Annotated in this window: 10 protein-coding genes; 2 read left to right on the top strand and 8 right to left on the bottom strand. The window is 72.0% G+C overall.

What is annotated here, in order from left to right:
- Window positions 1-71: 71 nt before the first annotated feature.
- The 4 genes from VF647_20910 to VF647_20895 all read right to left on the bottom strand — a co-directional run bounded on the left by VF647_20910 (window position 72) and on the right by VF647_20895 (window position 8,239).
- On the bottom strand, window positions 72-2,510 hold the full coding sequence (locus tag VF647_20910) for a TonB-dependent receptor (protein ID HEX8454554.1): 2,439 nt from the start codon (window positions 2,508-2,510) through the stop codon (window positions 72-74).
- 236 nt (window positions 2,511-2,746) lie between these two features.
- Window positions 2,747-3,403, bottom strand: a complete 657-nt coding sequence (locus tag VF647_20905) for a DNA-3-methyladenine glycosylase (GenBank protein HEX8454553.1) — start codon at window positions 3,401-3,403, stop codon at window positions 2,747-2,749.
- Window positions 3,403-6,465, bottom strand: coding sequence for an NYN domain-containing protein (locus tag VF647_20900; GenBank protein HEX8454552.1), 3,063 nt, complete (start codon window positions 6,463-6,465; stop codon window positions 3,403-3,405). The genes VF647_20905 and VF647_20900 overlap by 1 nt, the downstream gene beginning before the upstream one ends.
- A gap of 172 nt (window positions 6,466-6,637) precedes the next feature.
- Window positions 6,638-8,239, bottom strand: a complete 1,602-nt coding sequence (locus VF647_20895) for a class I adenylate-forming enzyme family protein (GenBank protein HEX8454551.1) — start codon at window positions 8,237-8,239, stop codon at window positions 6,638-6,640.
- Between the two features lie 304 nt (window positions 8,240-8,543).
- Here VF647_20895 and VF647_20890 point away from each other — a divergent pair, with 304 nt between their 5' ends.
- The gene (locus VF647_20890) at window positions 8,544-10,748 is read left to right on the top strand and encodes a UvrD-helicase domain-containing protein (protein HEX8454550.1); all 2,205 of its coding nucleotides are present in this window, start codon (window positions 8,544-8,546) and stop codon (window positions 10,746-10,748) included.
- A gap of 347 nt (window positions 10,749-11,095) precedes the next feature.
- Window positions 11,096-11,521 (top strand): GNAT family N-acetyltransferase, encoded by a 426-nt coding sequence (locus tag VF647_20885; GenBank protein ID HEX8454549.1) that lies wholly within the window; start codon window positions 11,096-11,098, stop codon window positions 11,519-11,521.
- A gap of 97 nt (window positions 11,522-11,618) precedes the next feature.
- Here the strand turns inward: VF647_20885 and VF647_20880 are convergent, their stop codons facing one another.
- From VF647_20880 to VF647_20865, 4 genes are all read right to left on the bottom strand, one after another.
- Window positions 11,619-12,377, bottom strand: a complete 759-nt coding sequence (locus tag VF647_20880; protein ID HEX8454548.1) for a TonB-dependent receptor — start codon at window positions 12,375-12,377, stop codon at window positions 11,619-11,621.
- Window positions 12,378-12,526: 149 nt separating this feature from the next.
- A complete protein-coding gene (locus tag VF647_20875) occupies window positions 12,527-13,450 on the bottom strand; it encodes an RluA family pseudouridine synthase (GenBank protein HEX8454547.1) in 924 nt (307 codons plus the stop codon).
- 104 nt (window positions 13,451-13,554) lie between these two features.
- Window positions 13,555-14,676 (bottom strand): 3-dehydroquinate synthase, encoded by a 1,122-nt coding sequence (gene aroB / locus VF647_20870; GenBank protein HEX8454546.1) that lies wholly within the window; start codon window positions 14,674-14,676, stop codon window positions 13,555-13,557.
- Complete coding sequence (locus tag VF647_20865; GenBank protein ID HEX8454545.1) at window positions 14,673-15,836, bottom strand: YbdK family carboxylate-amine ligase; 1,164 nt, start codon at window positions 15,834-15,836, stop codon at window positions 14,673-14,675. Before VF647_20865 ends, aroB begins: the two co-directional genes overlap by 4 nt.
- Window positions 15,837-15,862: the final 26 nt, after the last annotated feature.

Genomic DNA, 15,862 nt, shown 5'->3' with positions numbered 1-15,862 from the left:
CCACGCAAAAGACGAGGCACAGAGATGACCTTCTCTCTGTGCCTCCGTGTCTCCGCGTGAGCCCAATCCGTTCAGGGCGGCCCGCCGCCGCCCGTCGGCGGGCCGTCGGTCTGGGTGCTCTTGCGCTCCGGCGGCTTGCCGAAGCGGTAGGTCAGGCTCAGGCTCGCGCTGCGCCCGCCCCACGACGAGCGGCTCTGCGACGTTCCCGCGAAGCTGGGGTCGCGCGAGGTGAAGCGCGTGCGGTAGATGTCGAAGGGGTCCGCGAGGCGGATGTTCATCGATGCCTTGCGGTTGAACAGCTCCTTGCGGATCCCCAGCTCCGTCCAGGGCGTCGACGAATAGCGCCCCTGCACCGACTCTCGCGGCGAGTTGAGTCGCAGCGACGCCTGGATCCCCCAGCCGCGCCCCGGCTGCAGCGTGGAGTTGGCGGTGAAGAAGTAGTTGCTCCCGCTGCGCGAGTAGGCGCTCCCGAGGGCACCGGCGTCGCGCTCGTCGTGGCTCGCGCCTACCGATGCCGAGGCGTTCCCCCACCGCGCCGGCGACAGCGACGCGTTGAGGCTGCCGCCGTAGGTTTCGACCACCGCCAGGTTCTGCGGGATGGTCGTGGCCACGCCCGCCGCGCTCACGGTGCGGATGTACTCCACTTCGTTGCTGGTGCGGCGGAAGTACGGCGCCAGGCGCAGCGTCGCCACGCGCGTGCGCCAGCTCAGGTCGCCGCCGAGCGAGTGGGTGGCGGCGGGCTCCAGGTCGGGGTTCCCCAGGCGCACGTTCAGCGGATCGCTCTGCGTGACGTACGGGTTGAGGTCCCAGATCCACGGGCGGCGCTCCCGCCGGGAGTAGTTGACCCGCATCGTGCGCCCCGGCTTGAACTCGAAGCTCAGGTTGGCGCTCGGGAGGATGGAGAAGAAGTCGCGCTCGAAGCCCGGCTGCGCGTTCTCCAGCCGCGGCGCCAGGTCCAGCGTCGTCATCTCCGCGCGCAGGCCGCCCTGCAGCGACAGGCGCCCGATCTTGTGGCTCAGGTTGGTGTAGGCCGAGTGCTGCGTCTGCCCAAAGGTGTACGACACGTCCGTCACCTGGCGCGGATCGCCCGCGTCGAAGGGGGCGAAGTGGCGCAGCGTCTGCTCGTTCGCCTGGTCTTCGAGGCTGGTGCGCACCCCGATCTCCACGCGCCCCTTCCCCGGCAGCGGGCGCATGTAGTCCGCCTTGGCCGTGAGGCTCGTGCGGTCCTCGCCGCCGCCCGTCAGGCGCAGCTCGGAGAGGGGGTCGCCGGTCTCCACCGTGCGCATGGTGGTGATCTCCTCCACGCGCCCGGTGTTCTCGTCGCCGGAGCCGCTCCTGCGCACCTCCACCGAGAGCTCGTGCCGCTGCGCCTCCACGATGCGCCGGAAGCCGAGCGCCAGATCCGTCGCCAGGAAGTCGCTCTCGTAGTCGCCCACGCGGTCGTAGATGCGCGTGGGGGCGCTGTCCGCGTCCAGAATCTGGTTGTGCGAGAAGCTCTCGTTGCCCCATCCTCCGCGGTACGCGCTGGCGGAGGCCCAGAGCGTCTCGATCTTTCCCACCGCGAGTTCGGCCGTGAGGTCCGCGCTTCCGTGGAAGTTGTTGCCGGAGCCGCGCCGGTCCTGGTCCAGAAAGGTGACGGGGGTGGCGAGCAGGTTCTGCCGCAGCTCGCGCGAGGCGTCGTCGTAGTTCATCAACCGGCTGCTCCCGCCGCCGAACAGCGTCAGCTTGCCACGCTGATAGGCGATCTGCCCCGAGAGGCCGTTGCCGCCTCGGGTGGCTGCGTTCAGCGACACGCTTCCGCCCAGCCCCAGCTCCACGCCCTTGCGCAGCACGATGTTGACGATGGCCCCGTCGCCGCCCTCGAAGCGGACGGAGGGGTTGGGGATCACCTCGATGCGGTCGATGCGGTCCGCGGGGAGGTTGCGGATGAACTCGGTGAGCGCCTCGCCTCTGAGGGGTGAGGGGCGGCCGTTGATGTGGATGGTGACGGGGCGGTTCCCCACCATCTTGATGTTGCCGTTGAGGTCCACCTCCAGCTCCGGCAGCGTGCGCAACACGTCCGCCGCGCCGCCGACAGCCGCGGGCATGTCCTTGACGCTGTACACGTTGCGGTCTTCGGCGTGGACCACGGGAGGCCGCTCGGCGCGCACCTGCAGCCCCTCCAGCGCCACCACGGCCGCCATCTTCAGGTCGCCCGCGGCCGCCATCCCGGCGGAGACGACGACCGGCTCCGACTGCGTGGTCTGGCGGCCGGTGTGGGTGGCGCGCACCACGTAGCTTCCCGGCGCGAGCCCCGCGATCCGGTAGCGCCCGTCCGCCCCGGACACGCCGCGCCCCGCCGGCACCGTATCCGTCTGCAGGCGCGCCACGACCGCCACGCCCGCCAGCGGCCGCGACGTCTCCGCCGCCACGACGCGCCCCTGGATGCCGGCCACGGGGCGCTCCTGGGCCGAAGCGCTGGCCGCGAGCACCAGGAGGAAGGGGATAAGAAGTCGGGCGAGGATCTTCATGGTGGATCGCGGTGGTGCGTTCGTGTGCACGGCGGAGATCCCGATGGACCCCCTGGCGACGGCGCGGCGGATGGCACGGGCAGACACGTGGGTCTGCCCCTACGGGAATCCGGGTGATCGAGCCGGCGTCGAGGCAGTGGTAGGGTAGGCGCGATGGAGATGAGACAGCGGGGGATGCTACAAGGTTGGAACGCCGGGGAGAAGCGCTTGGCCGTTGCCCTAATGGCAATGTCATCTTACCGCTTGCCAGAGACCCAGATGCTGCCGCGCAGCCAGAACCGCAGCGGGGCATCGGCGGCGCGCTTGATGCCGATGCGCGGGCCGGCCGCCACGTCGGCGTCGGGAATAGGTGTGCCCGGGGCGAACCAGAGGGGCGGACCGTCCACCATGCCGCGGTTCTGCGTGCGGTCGATGGCGAGGGCGCGGGCGAGATTGCCCGGACCGCGCATCAGCTCGTGGTCGGGCCGGCCGGGGCGCCGCTCGCGGGCGATCTCGACCCCCTCCACCGGACGCGCGGCGCGGATCAGCACGGCGGCGGGGAAGCCTTCCGCGCCCGTCGCCACGTTGATGCACCAGTGCATCCCGTAGATCAGGTAGACGTACGCGGTGCCGGCGCGCCCGAACATCGGATCGTTGCGCTCCGTGCGCCCGAAGCGGATGTGCGCGTGCGAGGCTTCGTCGTCGGGACCCGTGTACGCCTCCGTCTCCATGATCTCGCCCGCTACGCGCCGCCCGCCCACCTCCGACACGATCAGCGCGCCGAGCATCTCGCGCGCGACGACGTCGGCGGGGCGGTCGTAGAAGGAGAGGGGGAGCGGCGCCGGCTCCACAACGGCGGAGCGCCGCGCCCGGGCGGACCCGGACGCGGCGCTCCGTTCAGTGCCGTCGTGCATCACTCCGCCGGCGTGCCGTTGCCGCCACGCGCACGGCCACGCCCCCGCCCGCCTCGGCGCCCACGACGCGCGGCGGCGTCACCCTCGGGCGCGGGAGGAGTGGGGACCGGAGCCTCCGGCGCGGGCGCTTCACCCGGAGGCGGAGCGGCCGCGGCACGGGGCCGCCCACGGCCGCGCTTGGCCGCGGGTGCCGCAGCGGCCGGTTCTTCGGCCGGCGGGGCAGGAGCCTCGGCTGCCGGAGCGGCTTCGGCGCGCGGACGGCCCCGGCCCCGGCGGCGCGGTGCCGCTTCGGCCGCGGGAGCATCGTCCGCGACGGTGGCCGTTTCCACCAGCGTGGGATCGGTGTCGCCCACCACCTCGTCCGCGAGCGCGGCGGGGCTGGGCGCCTCGTCCACGCGCGCACGGCCCCGACCCCGGCCACGACCGGCACGGACGGGCGTCGTGGCCTCGTCGGTCACCGCTTCGCCCACCAGCGTGGGATCGGTGTCGCCGATGACCTCTTCGGCGAGTGCAGCTGGGGTCTCCGCGGCGGTCTCGCCGGGCTCCTCCGCCGGCGCGGCGGCGCTCTCCTCGCCCGCCGCGCGCCCACGCCCGCGTCCGCCTCGGCGGCCGCGTGAACGGCGCGCCGGACGCGCGTCCTCCTCACCGCCCTCGTCACCCGAGGGCTCCCCAGCAACCGGTGCCTCGTCGGCCAATACATCAACGGACGCTGCATCATCAGCCGGTGTATCCGCCGCCGTTGTATCGGCAACCGACACAGCGGAATCGGCCTGCGCGGCTTCCGGCTGAGCCTCCGGGGCCTGCGCACGGTTGGGATCGGCGGCGAACTGGTCGAGCACGGTGCCCGAACGGCGGTCGCCCAGGAGCTGGCGGACGGCGTCGGGGTCTTCCTCCATCGCGCGGAAGACGTTCTCGCCAAAGGTGTCCACCAGCGCCTCGGCCGTCTTGCGCCCCACGCCCTTGTAGGCGCCCAGGTACGCCAGCGCGCCGTCGCGGTCGGTGGGGAACTCGAAGCCGGCCGCGGCGGGCTGCACCGCGGGAGCTTCGGGGGCCGGTGCGGCGGGCTCGGGCTGCGGGGCGGCCGTGGCCAGCCCCGCGACGTCGATCACCTGCCCCGGAAGGAGCGGCGGCGGGCCGGACGGCGCACCACGCCCGCCGCGTCCGCGTCCACGCACCCCACCGCGCGCCGCCACCTCGGCCGGAGCCGTCGGCGCGGGCCCCGGTGCAGGGGGCACGGCAGCGGCCGGCGCGGGAGCCGGTGCAGCCGGAGCCTCTTCCACGCGCGCAGCCGGTGCCTCGGCGGCCGCCTCCCCGCCAAGCACCTGGCCGGGGAGGAGCGGCGGAGCACCCGCCGCCGCACCGCGTCCACGGCCCCGCCCGCGTCCACGTCCGCCGGCCGGAGCCGCCTCGGGAGCGGCAGCGGTTTCGGCGGCGACGGCGGGAGCAGCACCCTCCGCCGCCGCGCTCAGCACCGGCGCGGGGAGACGCCCGCCGCCGGCCGGGAGCGCCACTTCATAGCGGCCCTCCGCCACCTGGCGCAGGTCGACCACGTTGTCTTCGTGGGCCTGGCGCAGGAAGCGGCTGAACTTGCTGAAGCCGAGCGGCGCCTCGTCGAAGTCCGCCTGCATCTCCAGCATGCGGCGCTTGACGTCGCCGTCGCGCGCGGCCTGGCCGGGGCCGCGGACCAGCGCGCGCGTGGCGTGCTGGAGAAGCGAGTACGCGTTGCGCAGCGGATCGGCGGCGCGGCCCGTGGCCGGAGCCTCGGCACGCGCGGCCGGTGCGGCAGCCTCGGCGGCGGGAGCTTCCGCGCGCGGCGCTTCGGGAGCGGCCGGCGCTTCGGCGGGTGCGGCCACGGCGGCGGGCGCTGGGGCGGGCGTCTCGGCCGCCGGAGCAGCCGTCTCCGGAACGGCACCGGCGACCTCGGTCAGGTCCAGCACCTGGCCCGGGAGGAGCGGCGGCGTGATCCCTGGCGCGGCGGCGCGGCCACGGCCACGGCCCCGCCCGCGACCACCCGCGGGAGCGGCGGCCGGAGCGGCCTCGGCGGCGGGAGCGGCGCGCGGGGGGAGCGGCGCGGCATCCAGCTCCGCGGCGCGGTCCACCGGCGGCGCCTCGGCGGCAACAGCCGGGCGCGGGACTTCGACCGTGAAGTCGAGATCCGGCTCGTCCGTCGCTGCACCCGCGTCGGCGGCGGGGGCGTCTGCGAAGCGCGGGCGGTCCGAGCGGCCACGGCCACGGTCACGGTCGCGTCCACGGCCGCGCACTCGGTCCCGGTCACGCTCGCGATCACGGTCGCGCGGCGGCGCCACCGGCGACGCGAAGCCGCTGCCGGTGCCTTCGTCCTCCACCGCGATCACCTCGAACTGCCCGGCGTCGTCGCGGCGCAGGCGGATGAGGCCGCGCTCGCCCGCGCGCTGCACGAACTTGCTGAACTTGCCGAAGCCCGCGTTCTTCTCGTCGAAACCGGGATCCAGCTCGATCATCACCTGCTTGAGGCGGTCCACCCGCATCGAGTCGCCGCGCGTGGTCATCATCCGCGCCGCGCGGCCCACCAGCACCCACGGGTCCTCGGTGGGCCCCTCGCCCATGTTGGCGCGCGACAGGCCGGTGAGGGCGTGGTACGAGTAGTACTCGTCGCAGTTCTTGACGATCAGGTCGCTGGCCGACTCCTTCATCCCCACGCCGATCACGTACTTGCCGTACTCCTTGAGCTTCATCACGCAGCTCGAGAAGTCGCTGTCGCCGGTCAGCAGGATGAAGGTGCCCATGTCCGGGCGCGTGAAGCAGAGCTCCATCGCGTCCATCGCCATGCGCAGGTCGGTGGTGTTCTTCTTGGACGACCCCCACGAGGGCGCCCAGATCATGTCGATGTTGGCCTCGGTAAGCGGCACCACGTAGTTGGGGTACCGCCGCCAGTCGCCGTAGGCGCGGCGTACCGCGATCTTGCCGCGGAAGACCTCGTTGTTGAGGAGGGTCTGCAGCTCGCGTCCCAGGTCGCCGTGGGCGCCGAGGGTCACGTTGTCGAAGTCGATCAGCAGCGCCGCGCTGCGCGTGGGCGGCTGCATGGGCTGTGCCTGCGGGGACCAGCTGTTGTAAGGACTGTTCATGCTCTCGATTCAGTTCGTCGTTTGATGCGACGAGACCCCTCCGCCTCGCACCCGCGCGCTAAAGGGCGGCGCGGAGGGACGGCGGGAGGGGCCAGGTCGGTTCAGGGCGACGGGGCGGCGTGCGGCGCGCTCATCGTGGTCGGCTGCTTTCGCCGGCGCTTATCATGCGCGCGAGCTCCACGCGCCGCACTTTGCCGCTCCCCGTCATGGGAAAGCTGTCGAGGAAGCGGACCAGGTCCGGGACCTTGTAGTCCGCGAGCACCTCACGGCAGAAATCCTTGATCTCTCCGCCGGTAACGATCGCCCCCTCGACGGGAACGATACAGGCGCACGATACTTCTCCGAAGACCTCGTCCGGGAGCCCGACCACCGCCACGTCCAGCACGGCGGGGTGAGCGTGGAGCCGGTCTTCCACCTCGCGGGGGTACACGTTGAACCCGCCGCGGATGATCATCTCCTTGCGCCGCCCCAGGATGTGGAGGAAACCCTCCTCGTCCAGCATCCCCAGGTCGCCGGTGGTGAAGAAGCCGTCTTCGGTGAGCACCTGGGCCGTCTCGCCGGGCTGGCGGTAGTACCCCTGCATCACCCCCGGCCCGCGGACCGCGATCTCCCCCACCGACTCTTCGGGGAGAACGCTGCGGTCCTGCGTGTCCAGGATCACGACCTCCGTGCCGTCCAGCGGGCGCCCAACGGTGGTGAGCTGCTTGGCCGGCGGGTCGCCGGGGCGGGTGACGCTCACCAGCGTCCCCGTCTCGGTGAGGCTGTACCCCACGCAGATCCCCGGCACCAGCCCGCCGCGGATGCGCCCCACCACCTCTTCCGTAACCGGCGCCCCGGCCACCACGCCCGTGCGCAGCGTGCCCAGGTCGCGCTCGCCCCGGGTGGGCTCGCGCATCGCCATGATGAACGAGGTGGGGACGCCGTGGTACACCGTCACCCGCTCGCTCTCCAGCAGGCGCAGCGCCTCCTCCGGGTCGTCGCGCTCCTGCAGCACCAGCGACGCACCGGCGGCCATCGTCCCCAGCACCCCCATCCCCAGCCCGAAGGCGTTGAAGACGGAGCCCACGCCGAACACCACGTCGCCCTCTTCCACCCCGATGACGTCCGCGGTGGCCGCGGCGGTCGCCAGGAGGTTGCGGTGCGACAGGCTCACCCCCTTGGGCTTGCCCATGGTGCCGCTGGTGTACAGGATGGCGAACAGCTCGTCCGCCGTTCCCTCGTGGCGCGGGTAGGGCCGCCCCTCGCCGCTGGACACCAGGTCCTCGAACTGGTGGATCCGGTCGTCGTACCAGAGGTCTTCCTCCCCCACCGAGACCACGTACTGCAGGTCCGGCAGGGCGGCCAGGAAGCCCTCGAAGCGGGCCAGGTAGTCCACCCCGTCCCAGTTCTCGGCCGTGATGACGGCGGCCGTCTCCGAGTGCCGCAGCATGTACTGCAGCTCCGGCGAGGTGAACTTGGGGTTGAGCGGCACGATGACGGCGCCCAGCTTGGCCGCCGCGAAGATGGCGACCACGAACTCGGGCCAGCTGGGCAGGGTGAGCGCCACGCGGTCGCCCGCCTCGATCCCCAGCTCGTGCAGGGCCGCCGCGAGCGCGTCCGAGCCGGCGTCCACCTGCGCGTAGCTGAGCCGTCGGTCTCCGAAGGCGACAAAGGGCCGCTGCGGGTTCTCGCGGGCTCGCAGCGCAAGGCTGTCTGCCACCGTGAGCTCACCGAAGCGGTCGCGTAGCGCCATGGATCCTCCGTGCGGGTGATACGGCCATGTTCCGGGTTCGGAACGCGACAAACATACACGCCCGCCCCCGCTCGCGTCAAACCGCTGTCCAACGTGTGAAACTGCGGGTCCCACATGGAGGCGCGTTGACGTAACTGCATGGCTCACGCAGAGACGCAGAGACGCAGGGAAAGGCGCCGCTGTTCTCTCCTGCGCCTCTGCGCCTCTGCGTGAGACTGCTGTTCGGGTCTACCCGCCGCGCTGGTGCGGGGGTTATCTTCCGCCCCCGTTCCAGAGCCTTGAATCCCGCACCGCACGGCCCCGTTTGCAGCACGTTCCGCACTACCTGCGCGACCTGAATCCCGAGCAGCGAGAGGCCGCGCTGGCCACGCAGGGACCCGTCCTGATCCTGGCCGGCGCCGGCTCGGGCAAGACGCGCACGCTGGTCTTCCGCATCGCGCACCTGCTGCGCACCGGGGTGGACCCGCGCAGCATCCTCGCCGTCACCTTCACCAACAAGGCCGCGCTGGAGATGCGGGAGCGCGTGGCGAAGCTGGTGGGGAAAGAGGCCAAGGGCGTCCTCCTCTCCACCTTTCACTCGCTGGGCGCGCGGCTCCTGCGCGAGCACGGCACGCGCATCGGGCTCCCCAAGGACTTCTCCATCTACCCCACCGGCGACCAGGCGCAGATCGTCAAGCGCATCATCGCCGAAGAGGTGCACGTCGTCGCCACCGCGGGCGAGGACGTGTACGACGCCAAGAAGATCCTCTTCCAGATCGGCGACTGGAAGAACCGCATGATCGACCCCGCCACGGCCGCGCGCGAAGTGTCCGAGGGGATGGTGCAGGGGAACCGCACGGACGACTACGCCGTGCTCGCCGCCGCCGTCTACCCGCGCTACGAGGCTTCGCTGCGCGCGGCCGGCGCCTGCGACTTCGACGACCTCCTTCTGCTCCCGGTGAAGCTGCTGCAGGATGATGCCGAGGTGCGCGAGCGGTGCTGGAAGCGGTGGCGCTACATCATGATCGACGAGTACCAGGACACCAACGGCGCGCAGCTGGAGATGGCGCGGCTCCTGGCCGGTCCCCTCAAGAACCTGTGCGTGGTGGGCGACGACGACCAGTCCATCTACGCCTGGCGCGGCGCGGACGTGCGCAACATCCTCGACTTCGAGCGCCAGTTCCCGGGGTGCAAAGTCGTCATCATGGAGGAGAACTACCGCTCCACGCAGCGCATCCTGGAGGCGGCCAACGGCGTCATCCGCAACAACGCCACGCGCAAGGCGAAGACGCTGCGCACGGGAAACGGCCCCGGCCCCAAGGTGGACCTGTGGGAGTTCAACGAGGCCGCGCGCACCGCCGAGGAGCTGGAGGCGGAGATGGTTGCGCGCGAGATCGGCGTGCGCCGCTGGCACGAGCAGCTCAAGTGGAACGACTTCGCCGTCCTCTACCGCACCAACCTGCAGGCGAAGCCGGTGGAGGAAGCGCTGCGCGTGGCCAACATCCCCTACCGGGTGATCGGCGGGCAGAGCTACTTCGACCGCAAGGAGGTGGCGGACGCGGTGGCGTACCTGCGCGTCATCATCAACCCGGCCGACGAGGTCTCGCTCCGCCGCATCATCAACTACCCCACGCGCGGTGTGGGGCGCACCACGCTGATGAAGCTCGTGGAGGACGCCCGCGACGCCCGCCGCTCGCTCTGGGAGACGATGCGGCACGTGGACGAGGTGGCGGCGGTGAGCCGGGCGCAGCGCGAGCCGGTGAAGCACTTCGTGGAGACCATCGAGGAGCTGCAGGTGGAGTACCGCGCCACCGAGGCCGCCATCGCCGCCGGCCAGGTGGAGGAGCGCACCCTCTGCGGCTTCGCCCGCGACGCCGTCAAGCGGTTGCGCCTGGAAGAAGCCGTGCGCGCCGACAACGCCAAGAGCGAGCGCGCCGCCGAGGTGCGCGTCGAGATCCTGCGCGATTTCATCGCTTCCATCGGCACCTACGAGGAGCGCACCTGGACCGCGCAGCCCCTCCCCGACGAGGAGGACGACTGGAGCCCGCCCGCCCTGCGCGACTTCCTGGAGCGCATCTCGCTCAGCGAGGACGACGACAAAAAGGACAAGGATGAGGACGAGCCGGACCGCGTCACGCTGATGTCCATGCACGCGGCCAAGGGGCTGGAGTTCACCCACGTCTTCATCATCGGCCTTGAGGAGGAGATCCTCCCGCACTCGCGCAGCGTGAAGGCCGTGACGGAGGAGACGGAGGAGAACGGGATCGACCCGATCGCGGAGGAGCGGCGCTTGTTCTACGTGGGGATCACGCGGGCGCGTCACCGGCTGACGCTTTCCGGCTGCGCCACCCGCCAGCAGCGCGGCGGCTCCATCCCGCGCCAACCGTCGCGCTTCCTCAAGGAGATCCCGGTGGACCTCATCGAGCACCGCTCCGGCCAGACGCGCACCTCGCTGGCGCCCGAGGAGGCCAAGGAGATGAAGGAGAACTTCTTTGCGCGGATGAAGGAGATGCTGGCGCAGGGGGGGTGAGGGGGGGCACTGGGGCACCGGGGGATGAGGACCGGGGGATGAATCCCCCGGCTGGAACCACGCGAAGACGGCTGAAGCCGTCTAGTCATCCTGAGCGACGCGCCTCTCCATCCTTTCCCCGTCTCCATCCCCTGGCGCGGAGTGAAGGATCTACTGCGCGTATCGAGGGGCTCGTTGGTGACCGCGGTCCTCCTGCCTCGCCGGCTAGATCCTTCGGTCGCCGCAGGGAGAATCGCGTGCGACGCCAGCATACGTGCGGGCGGCTCCCTCAGGATGACATAAGGGTGCTCCGGGTCCACGAAGGTGTGGTGTTGGTGCAGCGAGTTCACTTGCCTCCGAAGCCACGCATGCCGAACCTCACCATCTCACGCGGGCCCGCCAGCGACGCCGACCTCGACACGGTGTACCAGGGACTGCGCGCGCACAACGAGGCGCGGGTGGGCGATCCGGGGTATTCGCAGATCCACGTCCTGCTGCGCGACGACGGAGGCGAGGTGCGGGGCGGGCTGGCGGGGGACGTGTACTTCGGATGGCTCTTCGTGCGCTACCTGTGGGTGGCGGAGGAGCACCGCGGCGGCGGCTACGGCGAGCGCCTGCTGCGCGAGGCGGAGGACGAGGCACGGTCCCGCGGCTGCCACGCCGTCTGGCTCGACACCTTCAGCTTCCAGGCCCCCGCCTTCTACCGCCGCCTCGGATTCCAGGAGTTCGGACGGCTCGACGACTACCCGCCCGGCCACGCGCGCCACTTCCTGTGGAAGCCGCTGGCCGAGTGATCCCATCGCTCACCCGAGAGACACAGAGGCACAGAGAGAACCTCAAAGGTTTTCTCTGTGCCTTGCAGTTCCCTCTGTGTTCTCTGTGTGAGGCTTTTCACGCCTGCTGCTGCGTCCAGATCACGATGACGCCGCAGCCGACCTCCGGGCCCGCGAAGCGCGGCGGGGTCTGGCTCGGCCCGCGGTAGACCTCCACCGCCTCGATGGCCGAGACCGCGATGATGTCGTCGATTCCCTCGGGGCGGGAAACAGGCTGCCCGTCCAGGAAGACGGCGGGGGAGCAGGTGCGCGCGCTCGGCCCCACGCGCCCCAGCGTCACCCCGGCCCTCCCCTGTGACACCACCCTGCGCACCCCCGGCACGCGGGACAGCAGCTCGGACATGCGGGTGCCGCCCTTGCGGATGACATCCTCGCGGCGCATGAAGACACCCGGGGAGGTGCGCTCGCGCTGGTAGAAGCCCGCGCGCTCCAGCCCCGGAACGTGCGGCGGCTCGGCGCGGCTGGTGATGGTGAGGGCATCCAGCTCCACGGCGCCGGCGGAGAGGTGCAGGTCCACCGCGAGCGCCTCGGCGGAGCCCACGTCGAACTCGGCGCTGGTCACCGGCTGGTACCCGATGCGGTCCGCGCGCAGGCGGTACCTCCCCGCCCCGCGCAGCGCGACGGTGAAGCGCCCCGCCGAGTCCGCGAGCACCTGCCCGATCACCCTGCCCGACCCGTTTACGGCCACGACCGAGGTGGCCGGGATCGGCCGCTCCGTCGCGCGGTCCACCACGCGGCCGCTCACGCTCTGCGCATGGAGAGCGGCGGGAACCGTCAGGAGCGCGAGGGCGAGTACCGGAAAACGTTTCCGAATCATGAGTCCTCCTGGGGCGGGCACAGCGGAGATCGGGCGGCCCGGATCCGGAAGGCTCGCCGGCACTGCGTGGGAAGGTCGGACAGGCGAACGAGGTCTAGCGTCATCGGCACCTCCTCGCGCGAGCCCGCGGGGAGCGCGGGCCCGCCGTTTCACCCGCGCAGGCGTTCCAGCAGCGAGGCCATGTCCGGTGGGAGCGGGGCCTCGAACGCCAGCGCCTCCCCGGTGGCGGGGTGGACGCAGGTGAGCCGCCAAGCATGCAGTGCCTGCCGCCGGATGAGCGCCGGGGCGGCTCCGCCATACGCGCGGTCACCGATCACGGGGTGGCCCAGGTGCGCCACGTGCACGCGGATCTGGTGCGTGCGCCCCGTGTCCAGCTCCAGCTCCAGCAGCGACGCATCGGAGAACCGCTCGCGCACCCGGAAGCGCGTCCGCGCCGCTTCGCCGCCGGGCCGCACCGCGCGCAGGCTGGAGTTGCGCGGGTGACGCCCGATCGGCGCCTCGATGGTCCCCTCCTCCTCCGCCACCCTTCCGCGCACCACCGCCAGATATTCGCGCCGCAGGGTGCGCTCGCGCAACTGCCGGTCGAGGTGCTGGTGCGCGAACGCGCTCTTGGCGACCAGCAGGAGCCCCGACGTGTCGCGGTCGATGCGGTGCACCGGCCGCACGCGCGCGTCGATCTCCTGCGTAAGGAAGTGGTGCGCGATGCCGTGCGACAGCGTGCGCGTGTGCTCGGGCGAGGTGGGGTGCACCAGGAGGAAGGGCGGCTTGTTGAGCACCAGGACGTCGCGGTCCTCGTGCACCACGTCCAGCTCCATCTCCACCGCTTCCACGCCCGCGCCCTCCCGCTCCCCCAGCTTCGCCGCCACCACGTCACCGGCGCGCACCTCCCGTGCCAGGTATGCGGGCTTGCGGTTCACCAGCACCCCCTTGGCCCGCGTCAGCCGCTGGATCATGCGCCGCGAGATCCCCAGCGTCCCCGTCAGGATCTCCTGCACCGTGCGCCCGGCCTCCTCTTCGCGCACCGTGTGCTGCGCCCATCTGCGTGGCGGCGCCGGCTTCCGTTCTTCGCTCATGTCCTATGAACCGCAGGGCTCACGCGGAGGCGCGGAGACACGGAGAGAACTCCGCCCCCTCTTCCGCGTCTCCGCGTCTCCGCGTGAGATCGCAGTTCGGCGGTTCACGAGCGCCCGGCCCCGGCGAGAACGGCCGCGACGGTCTCGTCGGCCACGGGGGCGCCCCAGCGGCCGTCGCGCATGGCGGGGGTGCCCACGCCCTCGATCAGCGCGTACTCCACACGCCCGTCGCGCGACTTCTTGTCGCCGCGCGTCCAGCCGATCACGTCCGCCGCGGCGTACTCCAGCGGGAGCGAGGCGGGAAGGCCAAGGCGCGTGAGGACGCGCCGCAGCCGCGCCGCCGTACCCGCGGCCGTCACGCCGATGCGCTCGCCCAGCCGCGCCTCCTCCACCATCCCGATCGCCACCGCCTCGCCGTGCAGCAGCGTGTAGCCGGAGAGCGACTCCACCGCGTGCCCCAGCGTGTGCCCGAAGTTGAGGAGCTTACGCGGCCCCGCCTCGCGCACGTCGCGCTTCACGATCTCGGCCTTGATCTCCACCGAGCGCACGATCATCCGGCAGAGCGCCTCGGGGTCCCCCGCCAGCAGCCGGTGCGCGGACTGCTCGATCCAGTCCAGGTACTCAGGGTCCGCGATGGCGCCGTGCTTCACCGCCTCCGCCATCCCCGCGCGCAGGTGCTCGGGGGGAAGGGTGCGCAGCAGGTCGGGGTCGATCACCACGCAGCGCGGCTGGTGGAAGGCGCCCACCATGTTCTTCCCCGCCGGCGTGTCCACCCCCGTCTTGCCCCCCACCGACGAGTCGATCATCGCCAGCAGCGAGGTGGGGAGCTGCACCAGGGGGAGGCCGCGCATGTAGGTGGCCGCCACGAAGCCGCCCAGGTCGCCCGGCACCCCGCCGCCGAAGGCCACCACCGCCGTGTCGCGCCCCAGCCCGGCCTCCATCATGGCGTCGCACACCAGCGCCCACGTCTCGCGCGTCTTGCGCGCCTCGCCGGCGGTGAAGGCGAAGACGTCCGCGCGGTAGCCGGCGGCGTGCAGCATCCGCGAAAGGCGCACGGCGTACAGCTCCGCCACCCGGTCGTCCGTCACCACCGCGTAGCGTTGCGCGGGGCAGAACTTGGAGAGGATGGTGCCGATGGAGCCAAAGATCCCCGGCCCCACCAGGACCTCGTAGCCCGGGGCGGAGCCATCCGAGGAGGATACGGCGATTCTCTGCTTGATGCTCATCCGGTAGTCTCCGCTCGCTGCAGGGTACGGCGGTCCAGCCCCACCCCCAGCACCGTTTCGTCCGCGATCCACCGGACCAGTTCCTTGAGGTCGCCCCCGCTCTCCCCGGCGACGCGTCGCATGGTGTGCGCCGCGGAGCCCCGGTCCAGCAGGGCGGCGATGCGCTCCAGCTCCGCGGCGTCGCCCAGCCGCTCGGCGTGGGGCCAGACGCGCTCCACCAGGCGCTCGATCGCCGCGCGGGCACTCTCCGCCCGCGGCGCCGGCGACCACAGGTCCACGAATTCCGCCTCCGTGCCGTCTCGCGAGGCGCGCCACGAGTTCTCGCCGAGCAGCGCCTGCACCACCGGCGGCGGGAGCGCGGGCTCCACCAGCGTGCCGTCCACCACCGCGGCCACGATCGCGCGGGCCAGCGCGGCGGCGGCCACCGCGTCGTCCAGCCGGGGCGTCACGTCCGTCACGCGGAACTCCACGGTGGGGTACCGGTGGTGCGGGCGCAGGTCCCAGTACAGCCGGCCGGGGGCGTCGATGCACGCCGTCTCCGTCATCCAGCGCAGGAGGAGATCCATCTCCTCGCTCCCCTCCAGCCGCGGCGGCGGGCCCGAGCGGGGCCAGCGCCGCCAGATCAGTGCGCGAAACGAGGCGTACCCCGTGTCGTGCCCGTCGTGGAAGGGCGAGCTCGCCGTGAGCGCCAGCAGGCAGGGAAGGTAGAGGCGCGCCACGTTGGCCACCCGCACCCGGTCCACCTCCGGCGGCACCCCCACGTGCACGTGCATCCCGAAGATCGCCTGCGTCTCCGCCAGCGCCCGGTACTCCGAGCGGATCTCCTGGTACACGGTCGCGGCGGTGAACTCGTACCCCGTGGCCGGGCTGAAGGGGTGCACCCCCGCCGCCGCGATCCTCACCCCCGCCGCCTCCGCCGCCACGGCCGCCTGAAAGCGGAGCCGGGCCAGGTCGTCGCGCACGCAGCTGGTGCCCTCGCACACGCGGGTCTCCACCTCCACCGTGTGCTCCTGCATCTCCGGCTTGACGTCGTCCGTCCAGTCCGCGGCGATGACGTAGCGGGCGCGCCCCTTCAGCTCCCCCGAGTCCGGATCGACGAGCTGGTACTCCTCCTCAACCCCTACGGTCAGCTCTTCTGCGGATGCGGTGCGGTGGAGCAAACGGAAAGCCTTTCAGAGAGTTCGCG

Source organism: Longimicrobium sp. (genome assembly GCA_036387335.1).
Lineage (GTDB): Bacteria > Gemmatimonadota > Gemmatimonadetes > Longimicrobiales > Longimicrobiaceae > Longimicrobium.
The sequence above is the reverse complement of the archived record's forward strand: the minus strand, read 5'-3'. Positions and strand labels throughout refer to the sequence as shown.

What these genes read in the sequence shown, in the direction of transcription:
- VF647_20905 (HEX8454553.1), bottom strand. Translation starts at nt 3,403, where the DNA reads ATGCACGACGGCACTGAACGGAGCGCCGCGTCCGGGTCCGCCCGGGCG.
- VF647_20900 (HEX8454552.1), bottom strand. Translation starts at nt 6,465, where the DNA reads ATGCAGCCGCCCACGCGCAGCGCGGCGCTGCTGATCGACTTCGACAAC.
- aroB (HEX8454546.1), bottom strand. Translation starts at nt 14,676, where the DNA reads ATGAGCATCAAGCAGAGAATCGCCGTATCCTCCTCGGATGGCTCCGCC.
- VF647_20880 (HEX8454548.1), bottom strand. Translation starts at nt 12,377, where the DNA reads ATGATTCGGAAACGTTTTCCGGTACTCGCCCTCGCGCTCCTGACGGTT.
- VF647_20910 (HEX8454554.1), bottom strand. Translation starts at nt 2,510, where the DNA reads ATGAAGATCCTCGCCCGACTTCTTATCCCCTTCCTCCTGGTGCTCGCG.
- VF647_20885 (HEX8454549.1), top strand. Translation starts at nt 11,096, where the DNA reads ATGCCGAACCTCACCATCTCACGCGGGCCCGCCAGCGACGCCGACCTC.
- VF647_20875 (HEX8454547.1), bottom strand. Translation starts at nt 13,450, where the DNA reads ATGAGCGAAGAACGGAAGCCGGCGCCGCCACGCAGATGGGCGCAGCAC.
- VF647_20895 (HEX8454551.1), bottom strand. Translation starts at nt 8,239, where the DNA reads ATGGCGCTACGCGACCGCTTCGGTGAGCTCACGGTGGCAGACAGCCTT.